This is a genomic window from Collimonas sp. OK307 (assembly GCF_900113705.1).
Lineage (GTDB): Bacteria > Pseudomonadota > Gammaproteobacteria > Burkholderiales > Burkholderiaceae_D > Collimonas.
Window position 1 is genome coordinate 166,720 of sequence record NZ_FOQI01000010.1, and the last position, 19,531, is coordinate 186,250.

At 52.7% G+C, this 19,531-nt stretch carries 17 protein-coding genes; 5 read left to right on the forward strand and 12 right to left on the reverse strand.

What is annotated here, in order from left to right; translation table 11 throughout:
- Positions 1–90: 90 nt before the first annotated feature.
- From BM205_RS14805 to epsL, 11 genes are all read right to left on the reverse strand, one after another.
- Positions 91–1,161 carry a glycoside hydrolase family 5 protein gene (locus BM205_RS14805; RefSeq protein WP_254783899.1) on the reverse strand — a complete coding sequence of 357 codons (1,071 nt, stop codon included), beginning with the start codon at positions 1,159–1,161 and terminating at the stop codon, positions 91–93.
- Positions 1,158–2,249: an acyltransferase family protein gene (locus BM205_RS14810; RefSeq protein ID WP_254783900.1), complete on the reverse strand. Its 1,092-nt coding sequence runs from the start codon at positions 2,247–2,249 to the stop codon at positions 1,158–1,160. The genes BM205_RS14805 and BM205_RS14810 overlap by 4 nt, the downstream gene beginning before the upstream one ends.
- Before the next feature lie 54 nt (positions 2,250–2,303).
- Complete coding sequence (locus BM205_RS14815) at positions 2,304–3,431, reverse strand: glycosyltransferase family 4 protein (RefSeq protein ID WP_092415644.1); 1,128 nt, start codon at positions 3,429–3,431, stop codon at positions 2,304–2,306.
- Positions 3,432–3,454: 23 nt separating this feature from the next.
- The gene (locus BM205_RS14820) at positions 3,455–4,654 is read right to left on the reverse strand and encodes a polysaccharide polymerase (protein ID WP_254783901.1); all 1,200 of its coding nucleotides are present in this window, start codon (positions 4,652–4,654) and stop codon (positions 3,455–3,457) included.
- 175 nt (positions 4,655–4,829) lie between these two features.
- Entirely contained in the window at positions 4,830–5,705 is an 876-nt protein-coding gene (gene epsG / locus BM205_RS14825) for a chain length determinant protein tyrosine kinase EpsG (protein WP_092415646.1), read from the reverse strand.
- Between the two features lie 28 nt (positions 5,706–5,733).
- Entirely contained in the window at positions 5,734–7,125 is a 1,392-nt protein-coding gene (epsF, locus tag BM205_RS14830; RefSeq protein ID WP_092415647.1) for a chain length determinant protein EpsF, read from the reverse strand.
- 76 nt (positions 7,126–7,201) lie between these two features.
- Positions 7,202–7,990, reverse strand: coding sequence for a polysaccharide export protein EpsE (gene epsE, locus BM205_RS14835; protein WP_092415648.1), 789 nt, complete (start codon positions 7,988–7,990; stop codon positions 7,202–7,204).
- Between the two features lie 78 nt (positions 7,991–8,068).
- Complete coding sequence (locus tag BM205_RS14840; RefSeq protein WP_092415649.1) at positions 8,069–9,019, reverse strand: EpsD family peptidyl-prolyl cis-trans isomerase; 951 nt, start codon at positions 9,017–9,019, stop codon at positions 8,069–8,071.
- A gap of 110 nt (positions 9,020–9,129) precedes the next feature.
- Positions 9,130–9,657, reverse strand: a complete 528-nt coding sequence (locus BM205_RS14845; protein WP_092415650.1) for a hypothetical protein — start codon at positions 9,655–9,657, stop codon at positions 9,130–9,132.
- Between the two features lie 136 nt (positions 9,658–9,793).
- A complete protein-coding gene (locus tag BM205_RS14850) occupies positions 9,794–11,176 on the reverse strand; it encodes an undecaprenyl-phosphate glucose phosphotransferase (protein WP_092415651.1) in 1,383 nt (460 codons plus the stop codon).
- Positions 11,177–11,187: 11 nt separating this feature from the next.
- Entirely contained in the window at positions 11,188–12,477 is a 1,290-nt protein-coding gene (gene epsL / locus BM205_RS14855; protein WP_254783902.1) for an XrtB/PEP-CTERM-associated polysaccharide biosynthesis outer membrane protein EpsL, read from the reverse strand.
- A gap of 1,163 nt (positions 12,478–13,640) precedes the next feature.
- Here epsL and BM205_RS24055 point away from each other — a divergent pair.
- Both BM205_RS24055 and BM205_RS14865 read left to right on the forward strand, forming a co-directional pair.
- Complete coding sequence (locus BM205_RS24055) at positions 13,641–13,868, forward strand: hypothetical protein (RefSeq protein WP_139227278.1); 228 nt, start codon at positions 13,641–13,643, stop codon at positions 13,866–13,868.
- A gap of 33 nt (positions 13,869–13,901) precedes the next feature.
- A complete protein-coding gene (locus tag BM205_RS14865) occupies positions 13,902–14,600 on the forward strand; it encodes a phosphatase PAP2 family protein (protein ID WP_092415667.1) in 699 nt (232 codons plus the stop codon).
- Positions 14,601–14,614: 14 nt separating this feature from the next.
- On the opposite strand, the gene BM205_RS14870 is transcribed toward BM205_RS14865, so the two are convergent.
- A complete protein-coding gene (locus BM205_RS14870; protein WP_092415653.1) occupies positions 14,615–15,310 on the reverse strand; it encodes a haloacid dehalogenase type II in 696 nt (231 codons plus the stop codon).
- A gap of 97 nt (positions 15,311–15,407) precedes the next feature.
- On the opposite strand from BM205_RS14870, the gene BM205_RS14875 reads away from it, so the two are divergent.
- From BM205_RS14875 to BM205_RS14885, 3 genes are all read left to right on the forward strand, one after another.
- Positions 15,408–15,929 (forward strand): thermonuclease family protein, encoded by a 522-nt coding sequence (locus BM205_RS14875; protein ID WP_092415654.1) that lies wholly within the window; start codon positions 15,408–15,410, stop codon positions 15,927–15,929.
- Between the two features lie 69 nt (positions 15,930–15,998).
- Complete coding sequence (locus BM205_RS24325) at positions 15,999–17,828, forward strand: DUF5672 family protein (protein ID WP_175511273.1); 1,830 nt, start codon at positions 15,999–16,001, stop codon at positions 17,826–17,828.
- Between the two features lie 297 nt (positions 17,829–18,125).
- A complete protein-coding gene (locus BM205_RS14885; protein ID WP_092415655.1) occupies positions 18,126–19,325 on the forward strand; it encodes a tyrosine-type recombinase/integrase in 1,200 nt (399 codons plus the stop codon).
- The last annotated feature ends 206 nt before the right edge of the window (positions 19,326–19,531 follow it).

Consider the following 19,531-nt stretch of genomic DNA (forward strand, 5'->3'; position numbering starts at 1 on the left):
TCCTTTGCTCTTCTTACACCTCGGATGCATCGACAAAATATCAACCTGCACTCCGCTGCGCCTTGCTTTGAATCTCACTGCAGAATGTAATCACTGCAAAATGTAATTTTTCAAAATTGCCGTTTGCGGCTTGTCGCCGTTATCATCGGGTTGGATACTGAACGGGTAAGTCCCCAGCCACTTACCGGTGGACCAGTAAGTCCAGCCGCCCCAGGCAGGGCTTCCCTTCATTCCCTCCATGATTGCCGTCAACGCCTTCAAACACGGGTCATTGACAGCCACACCAAACTCACCGAGAAACAAGCGTTGCCGCGTCGAGTTGGCCCATACCGTCATGTTCGCCATAATCGCGCTCAGGCGGCCAGGATCGACGCAGCTGTTGGAGGTCCCGGAGGAATCGGCGTCCGCATACTGATGCACTTCGATCATGTAATTGTTTGCAGGGTCGCGAAACGACCGGAATGCATCGGCATTCGACACACCGTTATCTTTTGCATCCCAGGAATGCGCACCGCTCCAGCCACCGCCAGGAATCATGATCAAATGCTTCGAGCCACGCCTGCGCAAAGTGCCAAGCGTCTCCTGCGCCGTTGACGCCCAAGCTGCCACTGACATTTTTGCGGGCTCATTCATCAAGTCGAAAGCAGTGTTGGCCGGATCCTTGAACGCTGCCAGCAAGCGCGTCCACAAGTCGATAAAGGCAGCACGCGGTACTTCGGACGAACCGATAGGATTGCCACGATACTGGCCAAAATTGTGAACATCGAGAACAATGCAAACTCCCAGCGATTGCGCGGATGCGACGCTGTCCTTTATCCTTTGCAGTTCTCCGGCATCAAGTGCGCCGAATAATTGCGGCTGTATCCGTTCCCACAGGAACGGCAGGCGAAATGTATTCATTCCAAGCGATTGGAAATGGCGCATGTCAGCCAGATCGGGATAGACGTAATCCTTAAAGACCGTCCCTGGCAATTTATCCGCAGCAAATTCGGCGCCGCTCAGATTCACGCCAGCCATGCGTTTGCCATCCAGGCAATTTGCAGCTGCCAGATTGCAAAGCAAGGCACATCCGATAGCCGCCGCAATGGCCACCGTCCGGCGCCAGATTCCAGGAATCTGGTGAACGCTGCCACGCGCCCTGTTTGGAAAAAATTTCATCATCTGGTCTCACTTTCAACGGAGAGGGGTTGTGGACGGGGCGCCAGTGGGAATAGCGGAATGAACTTTCGCTTGAATGCATTCCCAATGGATCTGATTAATCGTGCTCCCGGTTTTTCAATCAGCTGATAGTTGAGCCACGAAAGTCCAAGAACAAGCGCCACAAAGGGGATGAGCAAAGCCATCTGTAACGGCGATGGGAGAAATTTATGGAAAAGATAAATAATCGGCATATGCAGCAGATAAATCGAAAAGCTGCATTCACCGCATAAAACGATTGCCTTGTTTTCGAAGAAAAACTTGCCTAGCGCGGATGGAAATGAAAAGCCGAACACCAGGAAGGAGCCGAAAATGGCTGTCAAAATGCTGCTATAGAATTCTTTGTTGCTAGAAAAAGGAAAGGCAATCCAGCCGCTCTCCATCAATACCATCGATGCAAGCAACAATGCATGCAGGCCGAGAATCGACTTACCGTCCTGACTCACAGCCCCTATTCTCGAACGAACGATTCCGGCGATGACGCCAAACAGGAAATAGTGAAGTTTTGCGCCGACAAAAGTACCTGGAAACACATCCCGATACGACAGAAGAATCAGGGCGCCGAAGGTCAGGAATACCAGGCCTGTCATATCGAAACGTGTCACATAACGATTAGTCGCAGCCCATGCAAGAACGAACAGGAAATAGAATTCAACCTCGGGCGTAATACTCCAGAACACCGACACGTTGCCTGAGAAAAAAATGTGCCGGAGGATGTTTTTACTCGAAATGTCATATACGAAATTCGGGTCAACGTATGTGTAGATAAAAAATGAAAACAACAAAATAACCAGATAAGCCGGCGCAATTCTGGAAAACCTGGATGTCGCGTATTCGACGACGCTCAGGATTGAGAATTTCTTTCCAAGGTAAAGATAAGCCATGAGAAAGCCGCTCAATGAAAAAAAAACCATCACGCCGATTTCACCGGAAAAATTGATTTTCCACGGAAGGGAGAACCAACTCACCGCATGGCCGTACACGACCAGCAACGCTGCTAGTCCGCGCAGGCCTGTGATTGCATCGATTCTTGTTTTATCCATGGTCGGCATCAGCTATCTTTAACAGTGGTTTTCAATATGAGAATCCATTCTTTTCGGTCAGGTCTAACCCGCTAGCGCCAGGTCTTTGTATACGTCGATATATTTGTCGGCAATATGTCGCCAGTTGTAACGATCGGCGAACTGTTGCATCTGCACCCTCCTGAGTGCGTAGTCCGCACGCGTCTCTTCATGCAATTCCAACAAGTTGGCAATGTTGTCTTCCCCGTTTCCTGCCGAGAGCAGATACCCTATCTTTGATTGCTCGATCAGATGGCGAAACGGTGGGATATCGCTTAACACCGGTGTCAACCCGGCGCTCATCGCTTCAATTGGCGCAATGCCAAAACCTTCGTGCCGCGACAAGCAGATAAAATAACTGGATTGCCCGATCAGGCTCGCCAGCTCGTGATCTGACGGGTTCGGCACTATCTGCACCAAGCCTGTCAGTTGCTGTTGATTCACCGCGGAGCGGAGTTCGTCCGCGGTGTGGTCGTATTCACGGCCGGCGATAATCAGTTTCCAGCCAGGCTCGCGCGCGGCCAATTGCTTGAACAAGGCCAGCGTTTCCAGCAAACCTTTATTGACAGACCAACGACCGAAATAGATCATTGTCCTCGTCGGCGCCGACGCTGCCTGGCCGCTGTATTTTTCGACGTTGACACCGTTTTCAATGATGGCTAATTTTGGCGGACTGACGATTTTGGAAAAAATGTCGCCGTCGTTATCGCTGGTGGCAATTATCTTGTCATAAGCCATCGAAGACGCGCGAGTGACTGTGTTGAAGTAGATTTTTTTCAGTTTCGATGCAAACTTCGTATGAAAAAATCCACCGTGAGTCGAAGCCACCAGGGGTCGTCGATGCAATGGTTTGGTAACAGCCAGATAGTCGAAGAAGAAATCGACGCCATGCACATGGATCACATCGGCATCGGCGACATGCTGCAGCACCTGCGGACAAAGCGGGTATCTGCTGGTGCCGTGAAACGGCAGGCGCACCACGCCAATGCCGTTGATCTGTGCTTCAGGGGCGAGGAATTCCGCGGAATTCCTGAACAGCCGGTTTAGTGTGACGATCTTGGGAATCTGATCGTGATGCTCACGCTGCTGCCGGGCGATATTCTGGACCACGTCTTCCATGCCACCTATGGATGGCGAATACTGACGCACGATGTGCACGACTTTAATAGGCATGTTTGATTTCCTTTGATTGCTTTTCAGGCGTTAGATGGCTGTGACGCCGTTAGCGGGCGCGCCGGCAATGTATCTTTCGCGCGGCCTGCGGCGCAGCCGACCAGGAACCACAGAACGCCGGCGGTTTTCAACGCGAACAGAGAGGTTCCGCTTACACACAAGATCAGGGACATATACAGCGTGATGTACGCCCGGAATCGATTGCCCCTCTCGTCCTCCATTTTCAGCATCCAGAATGCACCCCACAAAAAGATGCATAACAGCAGGCCCAGCCGCGTGAGCAACGAGGGGTAGCCCATGTCGCCAAAGCTGGTATTGAATCCGTCCAGGCCGAATATCATTCCCAGATCCAGGTTCGACAATGTTTTCCCGCTCACAAAAAGCCGGCCGAGAACGCTGTCGCTGTAGTGACCGCCAAAAACCGTCGCGAGCAGAAGTAGCAGTGTCACGCTCAGGAATGGCATAACGATCAACCAGGTATTGGCTTTCGTCAGCGGCAAGCAACGCATCACGACCAGTGCCGCAACCGTGATCATGCCGTAGCGCGAATCGCTTAATGTAATCATGGTGGCGGCGGCCAGCAGGAAAAAAATCATCTCCTTGAACTCGTCGCGCCGTTTCGACAATCCCCAGGCCGCGATGATGACCGCGAAATTACCCAGTGAAACGGGTTCCAGAAAAATCGACGATACCCGGTGGTTGCCGATCAACGATGGCAAAATCGTGCGACCGATCCCTTCCGGCCGTATTCCATTCAGTCCCAAGACGCTATCTTTTGCCCAGTTGGATCCGGCGGCCAGGTTGCCCTGGCTGACGTAATAGGAAAAAATATTGAAAACCCGTGAAAACCAGTCGAGGAAAAACAATTCAAAAAATCCGAAAGCCAGCACCAGAAGAACCATCATCTTAAGCAAGCGATCGGCATATTTACCGTTACCGATTTCCCGTCCGAGCCCGTAGAACAAGATAGGAATCATCACGTCCCTGAAGCCTTTCGGATCTAGTTGATTGCGCAAAATCGCCATCAGGAACAGGTAGGCTGCCACCAGGAACGCGACAGCGACAAACTCAAGCCGGATACGCTTGATCAACACGGCAAGGCATGCGATGTAGATGGCGCCTTCAGTGAGACCCACCCCGGCAACCGAAATTGGATGGACGTTCGTATGAATCGCACATAAGACCGCCTGATACACCAGCGCAACCATCAGAATCCAAAACACCGCTCCTTCGGCGGGTACAGGAGAACCGGCTTGTCTTGGAAAAATAGAATTCCTGATGTTTGTAAAAAAAGGCATACGACTTATATCCTCGACTTATGTCTCAGGGCGGCACGGCTTGCAGTCGAATGTGGGAAACCACACTGGGCCAGACTGCAAGACTTGGCTATCCCGCCCATCAGAAACTCACCATTACCGAGCCGACTACTTCAGTGCCGCTGCGTCGGAGTTGCTCGCTGAATGCGGTGAGATCGGCGACGCGGGTGTGATCCTTCCGCACCACCAGCAGCACGCCGCCGGCGCGTGCGGCTATGGTCAGGGTGTCCGCCGCGGTTGAAAACGCCGGCGTGTCATACAAAATGATGTCGAAGCGGTCGCACAGCGTTTCATTCATGACAACGAAGCTGGAACGATTGATCAATTCCTGAGGGTTAGGCACTAACGATCCCGCGGGCAGTAACGACAAGTCGATGAACGATTCGGCCATCGCCAGCATATCCAGGCCGGCGCGTCCGGCCAGGACATCGGCCAGCCCGCGTCCTGCAGCCAGATTGAATATCTTGTGCTGGCTCGGGTTGCGCAGATTCGCATCGACCAGCAACGTCTGCTCGCCCAGTTGCGAAAACACGACGGCCAGATTTGCCGCCAGCAAGCTGGTTCCGTCGCCCGGATTGACACTGGCAATCGCCAAGGTCTTGCGCCCCGGACGGAACCAGCGCAGCATCAACTCGCTGCGCACCGAGCGCAGCATTTCGACTTCCGCACTGAACGGCTGGTAGGCGGCCATTAACGTCGCCGGATAGTTGCCTCCGCCTGCCTGCAGGTAAGGGTAATCAAATTGACTTGCCAGCACCTGCTGGATATCTGCCTCTGTGACCAGGCCGAGGCGTTGCGCCGCTTCGCCGAAACGGAGCCCCTCTTCCTTTTGCAGACGGCGCACGCGTTCCACTTCCTCCAGCGTCATCTTGCCTTGCTCAACCAGCATGCGACCCATGTGGATGTCTTTCCGGGACGCCGCACCGGCACTGACGATAGAACTGACCGGACTGTTCATTTTCTTAACCTTTCCAGCGTAGGCGCGATCATCGCGTTAAAAATAATCTGGAGAATGTAAATCTCCGCGGAGGTTTTCCCCAGGTGATGGTGCCAAGCACCGGCGCCTTCAGTACATTGATCAGGTCGATGCTGGACCGTACGCGGCGATTCGCCATTTCCGCCAACACCGCCAGAGCCAACCCGAGCATGACGCCGAGCAGTACCGACAACACCACGTTCAGCCGTACATTCGGGCTGATCGGAAACAGCGGTGCCACTGCGGGATTGAGTACCGACACATCGGATTGATGCGATTGCCCTTCAAGCTCGGTCTGTGTCAGGCGCTGAGCGGCGGTATCGTATGCTTTCTGCGCACTTTCAACATCCTTGACCAGCACCGATAATCCATCGCGGGCGTGATTGAGTTGGAACACTTTGGCAGTCTGCGCTGCCAACGCGGCGCGTATCTCTGCTTCGTGCTGACGCTGGATCCGGCCGTTATTCGCAACCGCGTTGTTGGTGGCGCCGATGCTACTGTTCACTTCAGCCCGCAACCGGTCGACTTCGGCCTTGGCGGCCTGGTACTGTGGATGATTGACGTCCAGATTCTGAGAAAGCTGCGCAAATTTCCCTTCCGCCAGCGCCAACGATGACTTCAGGTTTTGAACCAGCGTATTCGAAACCACATCCGGTGAATCCCGGTCGCCGCTGCCCGCCGCCTGCCTGCCGCGCGACGATGCTTCCGACGCCTGCCCCTGCGCTTGCACCAGCTGAGTGGACAGCTCGTTCAAACGCGCCGTTTCAACGTCCAGACGGTTATCGGTACTAACCAATCCGTGCTGTTGCTGGTAGTCGGACAGCTTGCCTTGCGCCTCTTCCAGATTGGCGCGCAATGTCGCGACTTGCCCTGTGAAGTACTTGGCCGCCTGTTGCAACGGTTCTACCTTGATTTCCAGATTGAGCTGTTGGTAAGCGGTGGCAAAACCGTTTGCAACTTTGGCGACGAAGGCAGGATCGCTGCCCTTGGCCGAGATTTCAATCATGCTGCTTTCTCGCGATGGCGATACCTCAACCATTTTCAGCAAGGTATCGGCCAGCCATTCCTGGATCGATCCGTTGCCGTTCGTCAGTTGTTGAAAGCGCTGCTTGAAACCTGGCTGGTTTGCCAGGCCAAGATTGTCGACCACTTTCAAGGCCACCCGCCGGCTGGTGACAATATCGATTTGCGTGGCCATGTAACCGGACGCCAACTGGGCCGGCAATACGTTGCCGGATACAGGATCGGCACCTTTGTAATTCAGCAGAACCGTGGTCGCCGCCCGGTACGTTTTTGGCAATGCAAGACTGACCGCCGTGGTGGCAACGACTATCACAAGCAACGTCAATACAATGACCTTGTAGCGCGCCCTCAGAATGGTGACAAGCTGGGAAAAAGTCATTTGAGCTCCTTTCGAAGTCCGGAATAAATGAACGACAAGACAATGGGCGACAAGACGTCAGCGCGGACGAGACTAATCAAAAGAAGCTCTCTTTCACGTACACGACGTCGTCCGCCTGCAACGTCTCGTCGTGGTCCGCACTTATCTCTACCTGGTTGCCCTTGGCGTCGCGCCGCTTGATGCGGATGCCACGTTCGGTTCCGCGTGGAGTCAGGCCGCCACCGATCGACAATGCCTGGACCACCGTCATGTTGTGCTCCAGCTTGTAGCCGCCAGGATGTTGCACTTCACCGTAGATATAAAATTTGGGAGCGCGATCCACGAAAATCACGTCGCCGTTGACCAGGTCGACATTCGATTTCATATCGGCCGACTGAATCATCTGGGCCAGATTGACGACCTGCTTGGTGGTTTTTCCATTGCGTGTACGGACGACAGTAGCGGTATCGCCGCCTTCGGGGCCGACACCGCCTGCCATTGCCAGCATATCGGTCACGCTGCGTTTGCCGGCCACCGGATAGCGGCCGGGATGCAATACCTGGCCGAGCACCGACACCTGCTGGCTCTGCAACTCGGTAACCATGATGTTGACTTCAGCCTTGCGCAGGAACCCGCCGCCCGTCAGCATGCCGGAGATCTTCTTTTCGGCATCCGCGGTAGACAGACCGCCGATGCTGACATCGCCGATGAGCGGGAAGGTAATGCTCCCTGCCTCGCTTACCTTTGTTTCCAGGCTTAGGTCAGGATTCCCGAATACGGATATTTTCAACGCATCGCCCGCTCCAAGCGGCGTATCGGCGGCCATTGCGGAAATGGCGCAAATTGCCAGCGTCATCGCCAGCAAGCACATGTAGATTCGTTTCATCATTTTCGCCATCCAGTTAAATTATTGTTTCTGTTGCTGTTATTGTTTTGCGCCACATCTGCATCTTGCTCAACTTGCTCATTTCGCTTCAGCCACGTCGTGCCTGCCGGATCGATCTGGCACGGCCGGCACCTGCTTATCTGGCGAAGTGGAGGACATCGGCGCATCCTCTACAATCAAGTTATCGCTCTTGTCGACATATTCGAGTTTCGCCAGAGAACGCAAGCGCGCTATTTCGGCCGCGGCAACTTCCTGCATCTTCTTGTTCAACAGATAACGTTCGATCTGCGCGGTGGCGGCTTCTCTCGTTATCGGGCTATCTCGTAATTCAGTCAGGGCGCAAAGCAGATCTTGTTTGCCGTCTTCCATGACAAATAAATGATTCTTTCCAAGCTTTTTTATTTCTCCGACAATTCCCGCTGGCAGGTCGCCGCTGGTGTACGTAAGCTGGGTTTTCACATACGGGATTCCACGTTTCTTGAGCCATGTCGCCATCTGGTTCAGCGATGTTGCCGTGTCCATCTGCGACTTGATGTCACCGTTAAAATCTCGCGCTGCTATGACCAATTGCTCGATATCCAACACCTTGCGATGCGCGAATAATTCCGGATGACTTTCAAAATAGGCATCGACTTCGGCTTTGGACGGCTTACTCAAATTTCCTTCTTTCGACTCCAGATAAGCTTGCACAATCGCTTGCGTCTTGAATCGCTCGACGATCTGAAGCAGTTTCGGATCGCGATCGAGTTTGTTGCGCATCGCTTCCTTCAGCAAAACCTGTCGATTAATCAGCGCGTCCAGGGCCTGCTTACGCAGGGCTTTCCGCTGCACGTCATTTTCTTCCTTCGCGCCAACTGCATGCTGCAATTCGGCCTCGAGTTGCAGTGCCGTGATTTCATTGCCATCCACTCTTGCAAGTACCTTATTGGTCTTTTTTTTCTGGTCGCCGCAAGCAGATAAGCTAATTGCGGCAAGCAGCAACAAAATGCCAATCCCCTTTATGCGCGATATGCCGCCAATGGCATGCATGTAATCGAACCGATCAAAGCAACTCAAAATCCGACTCCCATAAATAAAGCAAATTTCACGGACGCACTTTCTATTCTTCTGGCTGGAAATAACGGCTGACCGACGAGACATCAGGTACTAAATTGACCAATAGGTCTGGACGCAGAAAAGAAACCAATGGATGTGCGCATCGGGCGACGGCGTACCTGATACAAAACGAAGCAGAGTCCCACCAGGAGCAGAGCCCAGCGTCCAGGCTTCTGCTGCGGCTTCGCCTCGAAATCCTTGAGGAAATAGAACAGCATGTCGTCCGAATTATTCACGCTGGAAGACGCCTTCGCTGACAGGCGGCCATCATCGACATTTGAGGAAAAACTCACCGGAACAACATTGGCGTCATGTCGGGGTTCAATCAACTCTCCCGCTTGACTGAAAACGACGGGAGCTTTCGAAGCTGACCTTGCCGAACGAGATACGATTGTCGTTTGCGTTGCATGGCTTGAATCGGCGGCCTCGACGTTTGACGGATAAGCATCGATTGCCAACAGACTCCGGGCCTCGGCCTCGGACGTATTGAGTTGAAAAACAGGTGCAGCCGCTACGGCAGCGCTGCAAGAAACCACTAATGAAAGAGTTATCAACAACTTGGCTCTTCGCATGATCTTCCCCTAAAAAATTAATCGGACGTGGCATTGACTTGTACGGTAGGACACCACGGAACGTGAGGGTTCGTTACTGAAACATTTGTTACACCTCACCGCACATGACCAGGCAACGTTCACGAATCAGAAAGCATTAATACGCGCTGTCTTTTTTCAAAACTTCCTTGACCGTGCGGACGATGATCCACAGGTCCAGCGCCAATGACCAGTTGCGTAAATATTCCAGATCGAATTCAATCCGTGAACGCATTTTGTCCAAGGTATCGGTCTCGCCGCGATATCCATTGACCTGCGCCCATCCTGTAATTCCGGGCTTCACCTTATGCCGCAGCATGTAACCCTGGATAAGCTTGCGATACTGTTCGTTGTGAGCGACAGCGTGCGGCCGCGGACCGACGATGCTCATGCGGCCTTGCAGCACATTGAAAAACTGGGGCAACTCGTCAAGCGATGTGCGGCGAAGAAAGGCGCCGAACCGCGTCACGCGCGCATCATTTTTTTTTGCCTGGTTGACAACCGCACCATCCTCGGTGACCGCCATCGATCGAAACTTGTAGACGACGATTTCCTCTCCGTTCAATCCGTATCGACGCTGGGCGAAAATAATCCGGCCGGGCGAAGAAAGCTTCACCCCTATCGCAATCACCAACATGATCGGTAGCAAAAGGATCTGGATCAGAACCGCCAGAACAATGTCGCTGCCGCGCTTCACCACGCCGCGCAGGCCGGTGAACGGCGTTTCGCAAATGCCGATTACCGGGATGCCGCCAACATGATCCAGGCGCGCCTGGATCAGTCCGAAGGTGTAGATGTCTGGCACAAAGTAGACTGAAGCGGTGGTATCCCGCAGTTCTTCCATTAAGGCCAGCACTCTCGGTTGTGCCGACATCGGCAGACAGATAAAGATCGTCTTGATCTTGTGTTCGCGCACATAGGGTCCGACGTCTGCGATGGCGCCGAGATGAGTACCTTCAAGATCAGCGGGCCGGTTGGCTTGATTGCGATCGTCGAAAAATCCACGCATGTCTATACCGGCAGTGTTGTCGGATGTGAGGCGTTTGAGAATATCAACTCCAGGCTCGTTGGAACCGACAATGACGGCCGATCGGGCTTCAGGTTTCCGCCCGAAATTGAATGCCAGCATATGTGCCGTCAACCGGCTAAGCAATAGCGCAAAAGGTGCAAGTGCAAACCAGGTCCATATGACACCATCGGAGAATTCATAGCGCAGTCCCGTGACCTGCCCCATCAATGTCAGGATCACCACGATGATCATCCATCCAAAGAAGATATCGCCAGCATACCCAAGCTGCTTCCCGATATGCAGGGTGCGGTAAAGGTCGATCTGCTCGTAGATATACGAGGAAATGAAGAAGGCGATAATCATCAAAACCAGATAATCACCGGTGAACACTTCGTCCTTCGCCATGATGACCAGATACAAGGACCCGAGAATAATGGCCGGATCAAGCAGGCGTTTGAAGAAGGAAACTAGCGGGATGTCATTCTCGGTCATTTTTTCCTACCTCAATATGCATAGCGTGTGTTGAGCATCACACCGTTATTCACAAAGCCGCCTGGCGAACCGTTCAAGGTTTGCGTACTACGGGTACCGGATAACTGGATTTGCCAATGCAAGGTCGGGTTGTAAATCACCGACAAAGCCTGATTGCGCAAGACATCGTTTTGATTAGGAGAACCGAGAGCGGTGGACGCCAGCGATTCGCTGAAATCCCGCTTCTGATATTTGTATTGCGCTACCAGCCGTATTTTTTCAGAGTACTTCCAGGCCGAAGCAATGCTGGCGCCATGATTCAATGAATAGACGGTGGACAGATCGTCCACGGCGCCGATCTCCCGCCATATGGCGGCGGTGACATCGATTTTTCCGGTAGGCGACCAGTCTGCCGAGAGACGTGAATTCACGCCGCTAAAGTCGCGCACAGAAAATGCGTCTTGCTTTCTGCTGACCCATCCACCTAAAAAGTGCAGCTTCGTCTTTCCTGTCAGCAACCAGTCGATCTTGGCTTTTACTTCGTCCTGGTTATAGCCGTTGAACACCGGCGCACCAGTGTCCAGTTCCGGGTTCGGAAAATCGGCGCGCGTGTGGCGTAGCTGGACACCGATTGTGCTACCGGTGGCCGCGAGATAGTCCAGCCCTACTTCCGTCTGGTTTTGCGAGTTATTGCCTGGCTGCTGCGATGCGAGGTCATACCACAACTTGCTGTGCACTAATCCGGCATGTACGCGCCAACTCGGATGAAACAACCATGAGCCATCGACATAGGCAGTTTCCTGCGAGCGTATGTTACGTTCCAACAAATGGAAATCGATGAACGGGGTGAGTCCTTGCGAATAAGTGACGCCCACATTGCCTTCAACGTGAGGGCCCGCATGCCAGTTCCAGTTGGCGGCCAAATTTTTATCCATGTGGTCGAGTTGCTGGAATCGTTCGTATTCGACATTGGCAAGATTCACATTCGCCGTCAGATGCTGTTGGCTGATGCTCTTGTCGACGGCCAGACCAACCTGCAGTCTGCGCGTGTAATCCGAAAGATTGCTGCCGATTCCCATGGCTTCCGCAGCGGCCGCATTTCGCAATCCAAGTAAATTGCTGTCGTAGTTGACTCCATACCCGGCATACGGCGTAAAAGAATCGGGCTGCGGAACGACGACATCAGGCGGCGGCATGACGTCCGTTGGCACCAGATCGTTAGCGGCGACCAATCCGGGCACGCAAGAGCATATTGGAATCAGGAAGATGGTTTTCCATGGCAGTCGGAAAAATTCTCCGCGACGTTTCAATCTTCTGTTCATTACACACCTTTTCCAGCGCAACAATTTGCACAAAAATTTGTAGATTCAATTTCAGCGAATGCTTGATTAATTTTTTCCTCTTACCAAAACCGCGACAGAAATCGTTATTTAAAAAATAAATTGATTTTTTGGAAGATTGATAGCAGGCAATGCCGTGCATCCTTAGACAGATTCAAGCAGACGGTGATTGCAGTACGCAAAGTAAGCTAATAAATCGATGAGTTCAGTACGCGAACGTACATAGCATGAGATATCAGCACCATTATTCGTCTTGGCAAGACTAAAATTGCGTAAAAGCCTGGATGGGCTTTACGAAAAAATGCGCCGAAGAAACTAAAAAGCGGAAAGAAAAATAATGAATAGGATGCAGGGAGTCTTTACAAGATCCCTTGCGCGATGTTTGTCACACGGGTAGCTGCTTCCGGCGAACACTTGGCGTTCGTCTTACGGACAACAGGCGCATGGGTTTTTCTCTAGCAGAGTTGCAATCTGAATTTGATGCATGGCGCATCGAGGCGGCGTTTTTTTTGCATGATCCTTCCTTCTGACATCAAGAATCTGAGTAAAGCCGGAGTTGGGTTCCATCGCCGCATTTGTTAAAACAGGCAAAGAGAAATCGACCCGATTTTTCGACATAAAAAGGAGCTGTGTGATACATGTTGCAACACAACATAATCACACCACAATAGACTTCAATTTAAGCTGCGAATTCATTCAATGCTAAATTTGTTACACTTTGTAGCACTTCGATTTTCACATTCACAACCATGGTGTTGCTCAAAAAAAATGTACAAACAAAAGAACTACACATGCGGAAAATATGGAAATTAGGTGTCGCCTGACATAAACGGCGGAACGCGATTCCTTGCTAAACCCATATAGCGCGGGCACTACCGGCGCACAACATTATTAAGATAAAAAATATGAATTCGAAAAAATTTTCAAATGTGTGAGATATTATTTACCCAATATCCATATATCTGCGCCACAATAATTTCCACTCGGCAATACGTTGTTGCGATTTTCGGTAGATTTGGAAGGCAGCCATCAGCCATTAGTATCGTTCAAATATTTTATTGTGCAAGGCACAAATTTACAAAATTTTCATTTAAATAAAATGATTATGTAAGGCAACAAATTCGCACAAAAAAAAATGCGCGGCGTTGCTGAACTTTTGGGGCGATATCAAAGCCGACGGGGAAGTTTTCTGCTCTTGTTTTTGCCAGAAACGGTCTGCTTTTATTGTGATGTTTACTGGAAGAAATTGTATAGCCGCACTCGTAGGGATTACGGTTGCTGCCGAACTGCCGACACCAGATGTTGATGAAAAAAAATCCGAAGAAGACGGCGTGCATTTCAATGCATTCGAGCCAGATATTCAAACAGTATGATCAATGAGAGGCAGCATCATGTGGAACAATTATATGAACATTTCTGTGATGAATTGGCTGGGACAATTCACAATGATGTCAGCGCCTTTCAATCAAATCGTTCATTTCATTTCCGGTTCCGATCTGTTTAAAGGCCTGCCCATCATGGGCATGCTTTGGTACTTTTGGTTCAGAGATACAGACCCCAAATCAAACACCAGAGACATCGTTATCGCGACCCTGATCGGCTGCGTCGTCGCCGTCGTCATTGCCAGGGCTGCGAACACCATGGGGCCATATCAGCCGCGTCCATTTGCAAACGCTGCCCTGGCACATCACGTATACATCGGGTTGCCGGTACCGGAGAGCCAGGCTTTATATATATGGAACTCTTTCCCTAGCGATCACGCCGCTTTGTTTTTCAGTCTCGCCACCGGGATTTTCCTGATCTCAAGAATGGCCGGCTCCCTGCTCTATCTCTATGTGCTGATCTTCATTGCCTTGCCACGGGTATACCTCGGCTTGCATTACCCTACCGATATTATCGCTGGTACGCTACTGGGAATCGCATGTGTAGCGCTCAGCACTCGCGCTGGAGTGATCAAATTATATGGCCGGTACTGCAACATGCTGCTGGAACGTTATCCCGCAGCCTTTCAGGCAGGACTGTTCATCGTTACCGTTGAAATAGGTACGCTGTTCTACGACGTTCGCCTGCTTCTTGAAGGAATCGTCAAGTATTTTCCCAGATAAGATTGAGGGATTGGTTACGATCGAGAAGCGATCTGCCGCGCAGCCATCCAGTCCGCCAGCTGGTCCAATCCCTGCACGACATGATCGGGAGACTGTCCGAGTTCGTCAAACGCATTGCCGGCGCGATTGATCCAACATACGGGATAACCGAAGTGCCGCGCGCCGGAGGCATCCCATGCATTTGACGAAACGAACAGAAGCTCCGAACGATCGCAACTCAACTGCTGCTCGGCCAGCATGTAGACACTGCTGTGCGGCTTGAAAATTTGCGCATCGTCGGCGCTGATCAGATGCTTGAAACGGAGAACCAGGCCGGATGCCGCTACCACGCTGCGAATCGAATTGACTGAGCCGTTGGACAAGATGGCGAGTGGTAATCCCATCGCCTGCAGCCTGGCCAGCGCCTCCGGCACCTCGGGATACGGTTTTATCTTGAGATATTCTTCGCAGAGCGCGGCACGCGCCGCTTCGTCAAGAGGCAGCTGAAGCTGCCTGGAAGTAAACACCAGCGCGTCATGGGTGACCTGTTCGAAATCGACATAGTCGGCCATCAGGCTACGCAGCCAGGTGTACTCAAGCTGCTTCTGTCGCCACATCACGCTGATTTCCCGTCCGCGACCCGGATGACAGGCATCGCAGGCTGCTGCGACCGAATGTACATCGAACAACGTGCCGTAGAGATCAAATACGATACCTCTTATATTCTTCATTGCCCCTCCGCTGTAAGCTATCGAATCACCACCGCCAAACCAGGCCCTGCCTGTCCTATGCTGTTCTATATGACAGCTGGACGCCACTACAGTGTAAATGAGAATATTGTTTGCCACCTTACTGCTGATCGCGCCACTTGCCGCGCACGCGCATGAAGTTATCCGTGTAGCCGACGGCGACAGCATGACGCTGCAAATCGGAACAAGGCAGCTCAAATTGCGCCTGGCCGGCATCGATGCGCCGGAGATAAAACAAGCGTTCGGACTCCAAGCCAGACGATCTCTGCATCAGCTATGTTTTGGCAAGGACGCGCAATACGATGCAGAAGCCATCGACCGTTTCGGTCGCACCGTTGCAACGGTGCGCTGCAACGGCGTTGATGCAAGCCGGGCCCAGCTTGAACGTGGCATGGCCTGGGCTTTTCGGCAAAAAGACCGCGATCTGAAGGCGCTTGAGACAGCGGCACGCAGCAACAAAATTGGATTATGGTCGGCCCCACATCCAGTTGCGCCCTGGCGCTTCCGATACGCCGGCTCGCCGGATGCAATATGCCACGCCGGGCCGCGTGGCGGCCGCTATCGATGGGTCAATGGGCGCAAGATGTACAGTTGCCCGTAATTGAAGCCTTAGTGCGGATAATTTTGATCTTGCGCTCATTGCAACGGTTACGCAAAACAGGTAGTGTGCATGCAGCTTTATTGGAATTTTTCCATCGCCAGTATTCCCCATGAATTTTTCTACAACATTCAAGCAAACATGAGCAGGGAAAGTTTCCAGCAGATCACCTTGGTGTCGGTCACCGGCCTGCCCGATGCACATGGTGCAATGATGGCCCTGCAACTGAGCCAGGCGCAGATGCCTGGCACGCGTGCTTTGCTGTGCAGCCCGCAGAAACCCGACCAACTCGCGCCGGGTATCGAGCATGTGGCGATCACGCCGCTGAACTACCACGAGTACAGCTGGTTCATGATGTTCGCGCTCTGGCGCGTGGTACACACGGAATTCGCGCTGGTGGTGCAGGAGGACGGCTGGGTCGTCAACTCTGCCAACTGGCGCGACGAGTTCCTGGGTTGCGACTACATCGGCGCCCCGATTCATCTCGCAAAGATCGATGCCCCACAGGGCACGTATTGGCGCAACCGTTTCGCTTGGGCGGAAGAGCTACAGAAACCCGACCACGTCGTTACGCCAATCCAGAACGGCGGCTTCAGCCTGCGCAGCCGGCGCTTGATGCGAGCGCTGGTCGACCATCCCCACATCCGGGTCGAAGTTCCGCCGCCCGATACGGTCGAGGGCGATCCACTCAGAATGTACTGGCAGCACAATGCGCTGCATGAGGATGTACAACTCAGCGGGGTGCTGCGCCCTGCCCTTGAAGCCGTCGGCATACGGTTCGCGCCGTTGGAGCTGGCGCGCAGCTTCGCCATCGAGCATGCCGGTCCACAACTGCACCATGGCTATAACGCCATGACGCTGTTCGGACATCATGCGCGGGTGCGGCAACTCGTAAGCCTTGCGCCGTTGACGCTACGTTCCCTGATCCCGTTGTCGCAGCTCGACGCCTGGTACGGCGAGCGCGATATCTTGCAAATGTTCGAGCGCAACGGTTATGGCATCGAATTCGCACCCGAACCGCAGGCGAGCATGGCAGGCGCGGCAATGCGCAAGGTGTTCGACTGCATTACTTATAATGGCGAGGTGGACATCCTCGCAACACGGCTGCACGAACTATCGGAGGTGGTGGATTGTTTCGTGATCGTCGAGGCTGACTGCACGTTCAGCGGCGAACCGAAAGCGCTACGCTTCGACGCCGCCGATCCGCGGATTGCAGCGTTCCTGCCACGCATCCGCTATGTGCCTGTGTACGATATGCCGGTGGTCGACGAGGCCGCCGACGCCACACCCGTGATCGGCGACTGGCATTCCGACACGCCGAAGTCCGGCTTCTGGATCCGCGAAAAATTTCAACGTAACCAGATTGTGCGTGGCCTGCACGACGCCGCACCCGATGATCTCATTCTGATTTCTGACGTCGACGAGATTCCACGGGCTTCAATAGTCCGCACCATACGCGATGATCGCCGGCACGACATCTTCGGCCTGTGCCTGGCTTTCTATTATTTTTATGCGAATTATCGCAACGTGGAAGGACCGGAGGCCGCTTCGGTCTGGACGGTGGCGGCAACGCGCAGGCAGCTCGACAGTCTTACGCCGGATCAACTGCGCATGCGCGTGCGCAGCGGCGCCCAACCCGCACTGATCCTCGCGGACGGCGGATGGCATCTCTCCTACCTTGGAATGGACGAGGCCGCAGTGCGCGCCAAAATCCAAGGCTTTGCACACCAGGAATACAACGTGCCGGAATTCCTCGCTGCCATCGACATTCCCGCAATGCTGGCCTCAGGCAAGGATCTCTACGGCCGACCGGGTTATGCCTGGCAGGTGGTGGGACGTAGCGAAGCGCCACAGTGGCTGTCGAGTCAAGCGGAACTGGCCCACCTTTTCGCGCCGATATAGGCGGAGCCGCTGTGCTAAGCGACCTGACAGGGGAAATTCAATTTGATGTTGTTTGAATAGTTAAAAGCAAAAAACCCTTGAATTCTTAATGAAATCAAAGGTTTTTCGATGTTTTTGGCGGAAGCGGTGTCTGCCAATATAAAGTCCAAAATAATCCAAAAAAGTCCAAATTACCTACGCAATACAAGGAAAATAGGCGCTCACCACTCCATGCGAGTCCAAAGCAATCTATCTAGAACCAAACAATAATGGCATACTGGATGGCATACCAACTAGCCTACATCCAGAATACAAATTATGGCAACCCTGACCGATGTCAAAGCGCGCAACATCAAACCCGACTCAGGAATTCTTCCCCACGGTGGAGTGACAGGCCTGGCGCTGCATCCGTCCAATACCAAAGGGTGCGGCAAATGGGTACTACGCTTCGTAAGCCCTTTAACTGGCAAACGCCGCAATGCTGGACTAGGCAGTTATCCAGAAGTCAGTATCGCCGAAGCTGCTAAACATGCCCTACAAATGCGTGAGCAAATTGGCAATAAAATTGATCCGCTAGACGAAAAAAATCGATCAGCCAATCTTCCTCAAACCCCGGCCTTCCAAACTGCTGCCGAAATACTCCACGCCGAATTACTCCCTGGTTGGAAAAATGCCAAGCACGGCCAGCAGTGGCTTAACACATTGACGCAGTACGCTTTTCCGATCATTGGCACATTACCACTTGATCAGATTCAGCCTCGGCATATTGCCGATGCCTTACGACCAATCTGGCTGGAGAAAGCAGAGACCGCCAGCCGATTAAAACAGCGCATACATGCCGTCATGGCTTGGGGGTGGGCGCATGACCATTGCAAATCGAACCCGGTTGACGTGGTGAATCACCTGCTACCACAACAACCATCAAAGTCAGTACGCACTCAACATCAACCGGCAATGCCGTGGCAGGATATTCCAGCCTTCATTGCCAAACACCTGCGAGTAATAGATGGCCAGGATGTCACACGTGCTATGCTAGAATTTTTGATCTTGACAGCGGCTCGGTCAGGTGAGGTACGTGGCATTACGTGGTCAGAGATAGATTTAGATAATGCGATCTGGACAATCCCACCTGAGCGCATGAAAGCAAAACTCCAGCATCGGGTTCCCTTATCTAAACGAGCTGTTGAAATTCTAACGAATCAGCAGGGGCACCATGATGATCTGGTGTTTCCTTCGCCGCGTGATCAAGTTGAGCTATCTGACATGGTACTCACCAGTTTTTTACGCCGGATCAAGGCACCTAGCGACACACCTGGACGCGTTGCCACCGCACACGGCTTTCGGTCAAGTTTCCGTGATTGGTGCAGTGAGCAAGGTTATCCCCGTGATTTGGCTGAACGCTCACTTGCGCATATGGTGCAGAACAAAGTCGAGGCAGCTTACCATCGTACCGATTTACTCAAACAACGCCGTCCGATGATGACTGCGTGGGGAAATTTTATTGGAGCGATCTGCTAGCCCATTTTCCCCTCCTCCGGTACTGCTATGGCTAGTAGCCAGTTAAACCATTTCCTAGTTAATACCTGACGTCAACCTAATGGGGTGCAAGGGATAGGAAGTTCAAATCCAGCCTATAAATGCCGCGTGAATAATGTACCGGAAAGCGCACTTGGAACGGCCATGAATGGCGCGTTAAAAGTGTACCAATCCTAGCCTGTAGTCTT

Bases quoted from the DNA above. Each gene is read 5' to 3' on its own strand.
- BM205_RS14805 (WP_254783899.1), bottom strand. From the start codon at position 1,161: ATGATGAAATTTTTTCCAAACAGGGCGCGTGGCAGCGTTCACCAGATT.
- BM205_RS14810 (WP_254783900.1), bottom strand. From the start codon at position 2,249: ATGCCGACCATGGATAAAACAAGAATCGATGCAATCACAGGCCTGCGC.
- BM205_RS14815 (WP_092415644.1), bottom strand. From the start codon at position 3,431: ATGCCTATTAAAGTCGTGCACATCGTGCGTCAGTATTCGCCATCCATA.
- epsG (WP_092415646.1), bottom strand. From the start codon at position 5,705: ATGAACAGTCCGGTCAGTTCTATCGTCAGTGCCGGTGCGGCGTCCCGG.
- epsF (WP_092415647.1), bottom strand. From the start codon at position 7,125: ATGACTTTTTCCCAGCTTGTCACCATTCTGAGGGCGCGCTACAAGGTC.
- epsE (WP_092415648.1), bottom strand. From the start codon at position 7,990: ATGAAACGAATCTACATGTGCTTGCTGGCGATGACGCTGGCAATTTGC.
- BM205_RS14840 (WP_092415649.1), bottom strand. From the start codon at position 9,019: ATGCATGCCATTGGCGGCATATCGCGCATAAAGGGGATTGGCATTTTG.
- BM205_RS14845 (WP_092415650.1), bottom strand. From the start codon at position 9,657: ATGCGAAGAGCCAAGTTGTTGATAACTCTTTCATTAGTGGTTTCTTGC.
- BM205_RS14850 (WP_092415651.1), bottom strand. From the start codon at position 11,176: ATGACCGAGAATGACATCCCGCTAGTTTCCTTCTTCAAACGCCTGCTT.
- epsL (WP_254783902.1), bottom strand. From the start codon at position 12,477: ATGAACAGAAGATTGAAACGTCGCGGAGAATTTTTCCGACTGCCATGG.
- BM205_RS14865 (WP_092415667.1), top strand. From the start codon at position 13,902: ATGAACATTTCTGTGATGAATTGGCTGGGACAATTCACAATGATGTCA.
- BM205_RS14870 (WP_092415653.1), bottom strand. From the start codon at position 15,310: ATGAAGAATATAAGAGGTATCGTATTTGATCTCTACGGCACGTTGTTC.
- BM205_RS14875 (WP_092415654.1), top strand. From the start codon at position 15,408: ATGAGAATATTGTTTGCCACCTTACTGCTGATCGCGCCACTTGCCGCG.
- BM205_RS24325 (WP_175511273.1), top strand. From the start codon at position 15,999: ATGCAGCTTTATTGGAATTTTTCCATCGCCAGTATTCCCCATGAATTT.
- BM205_RS14885 (WP_092415655.1), top strand. From the start codon at position 18,126: ATGGCAACCCTGACCGATGTCAAAGCGCGCAACATCAAACCCGACTCA.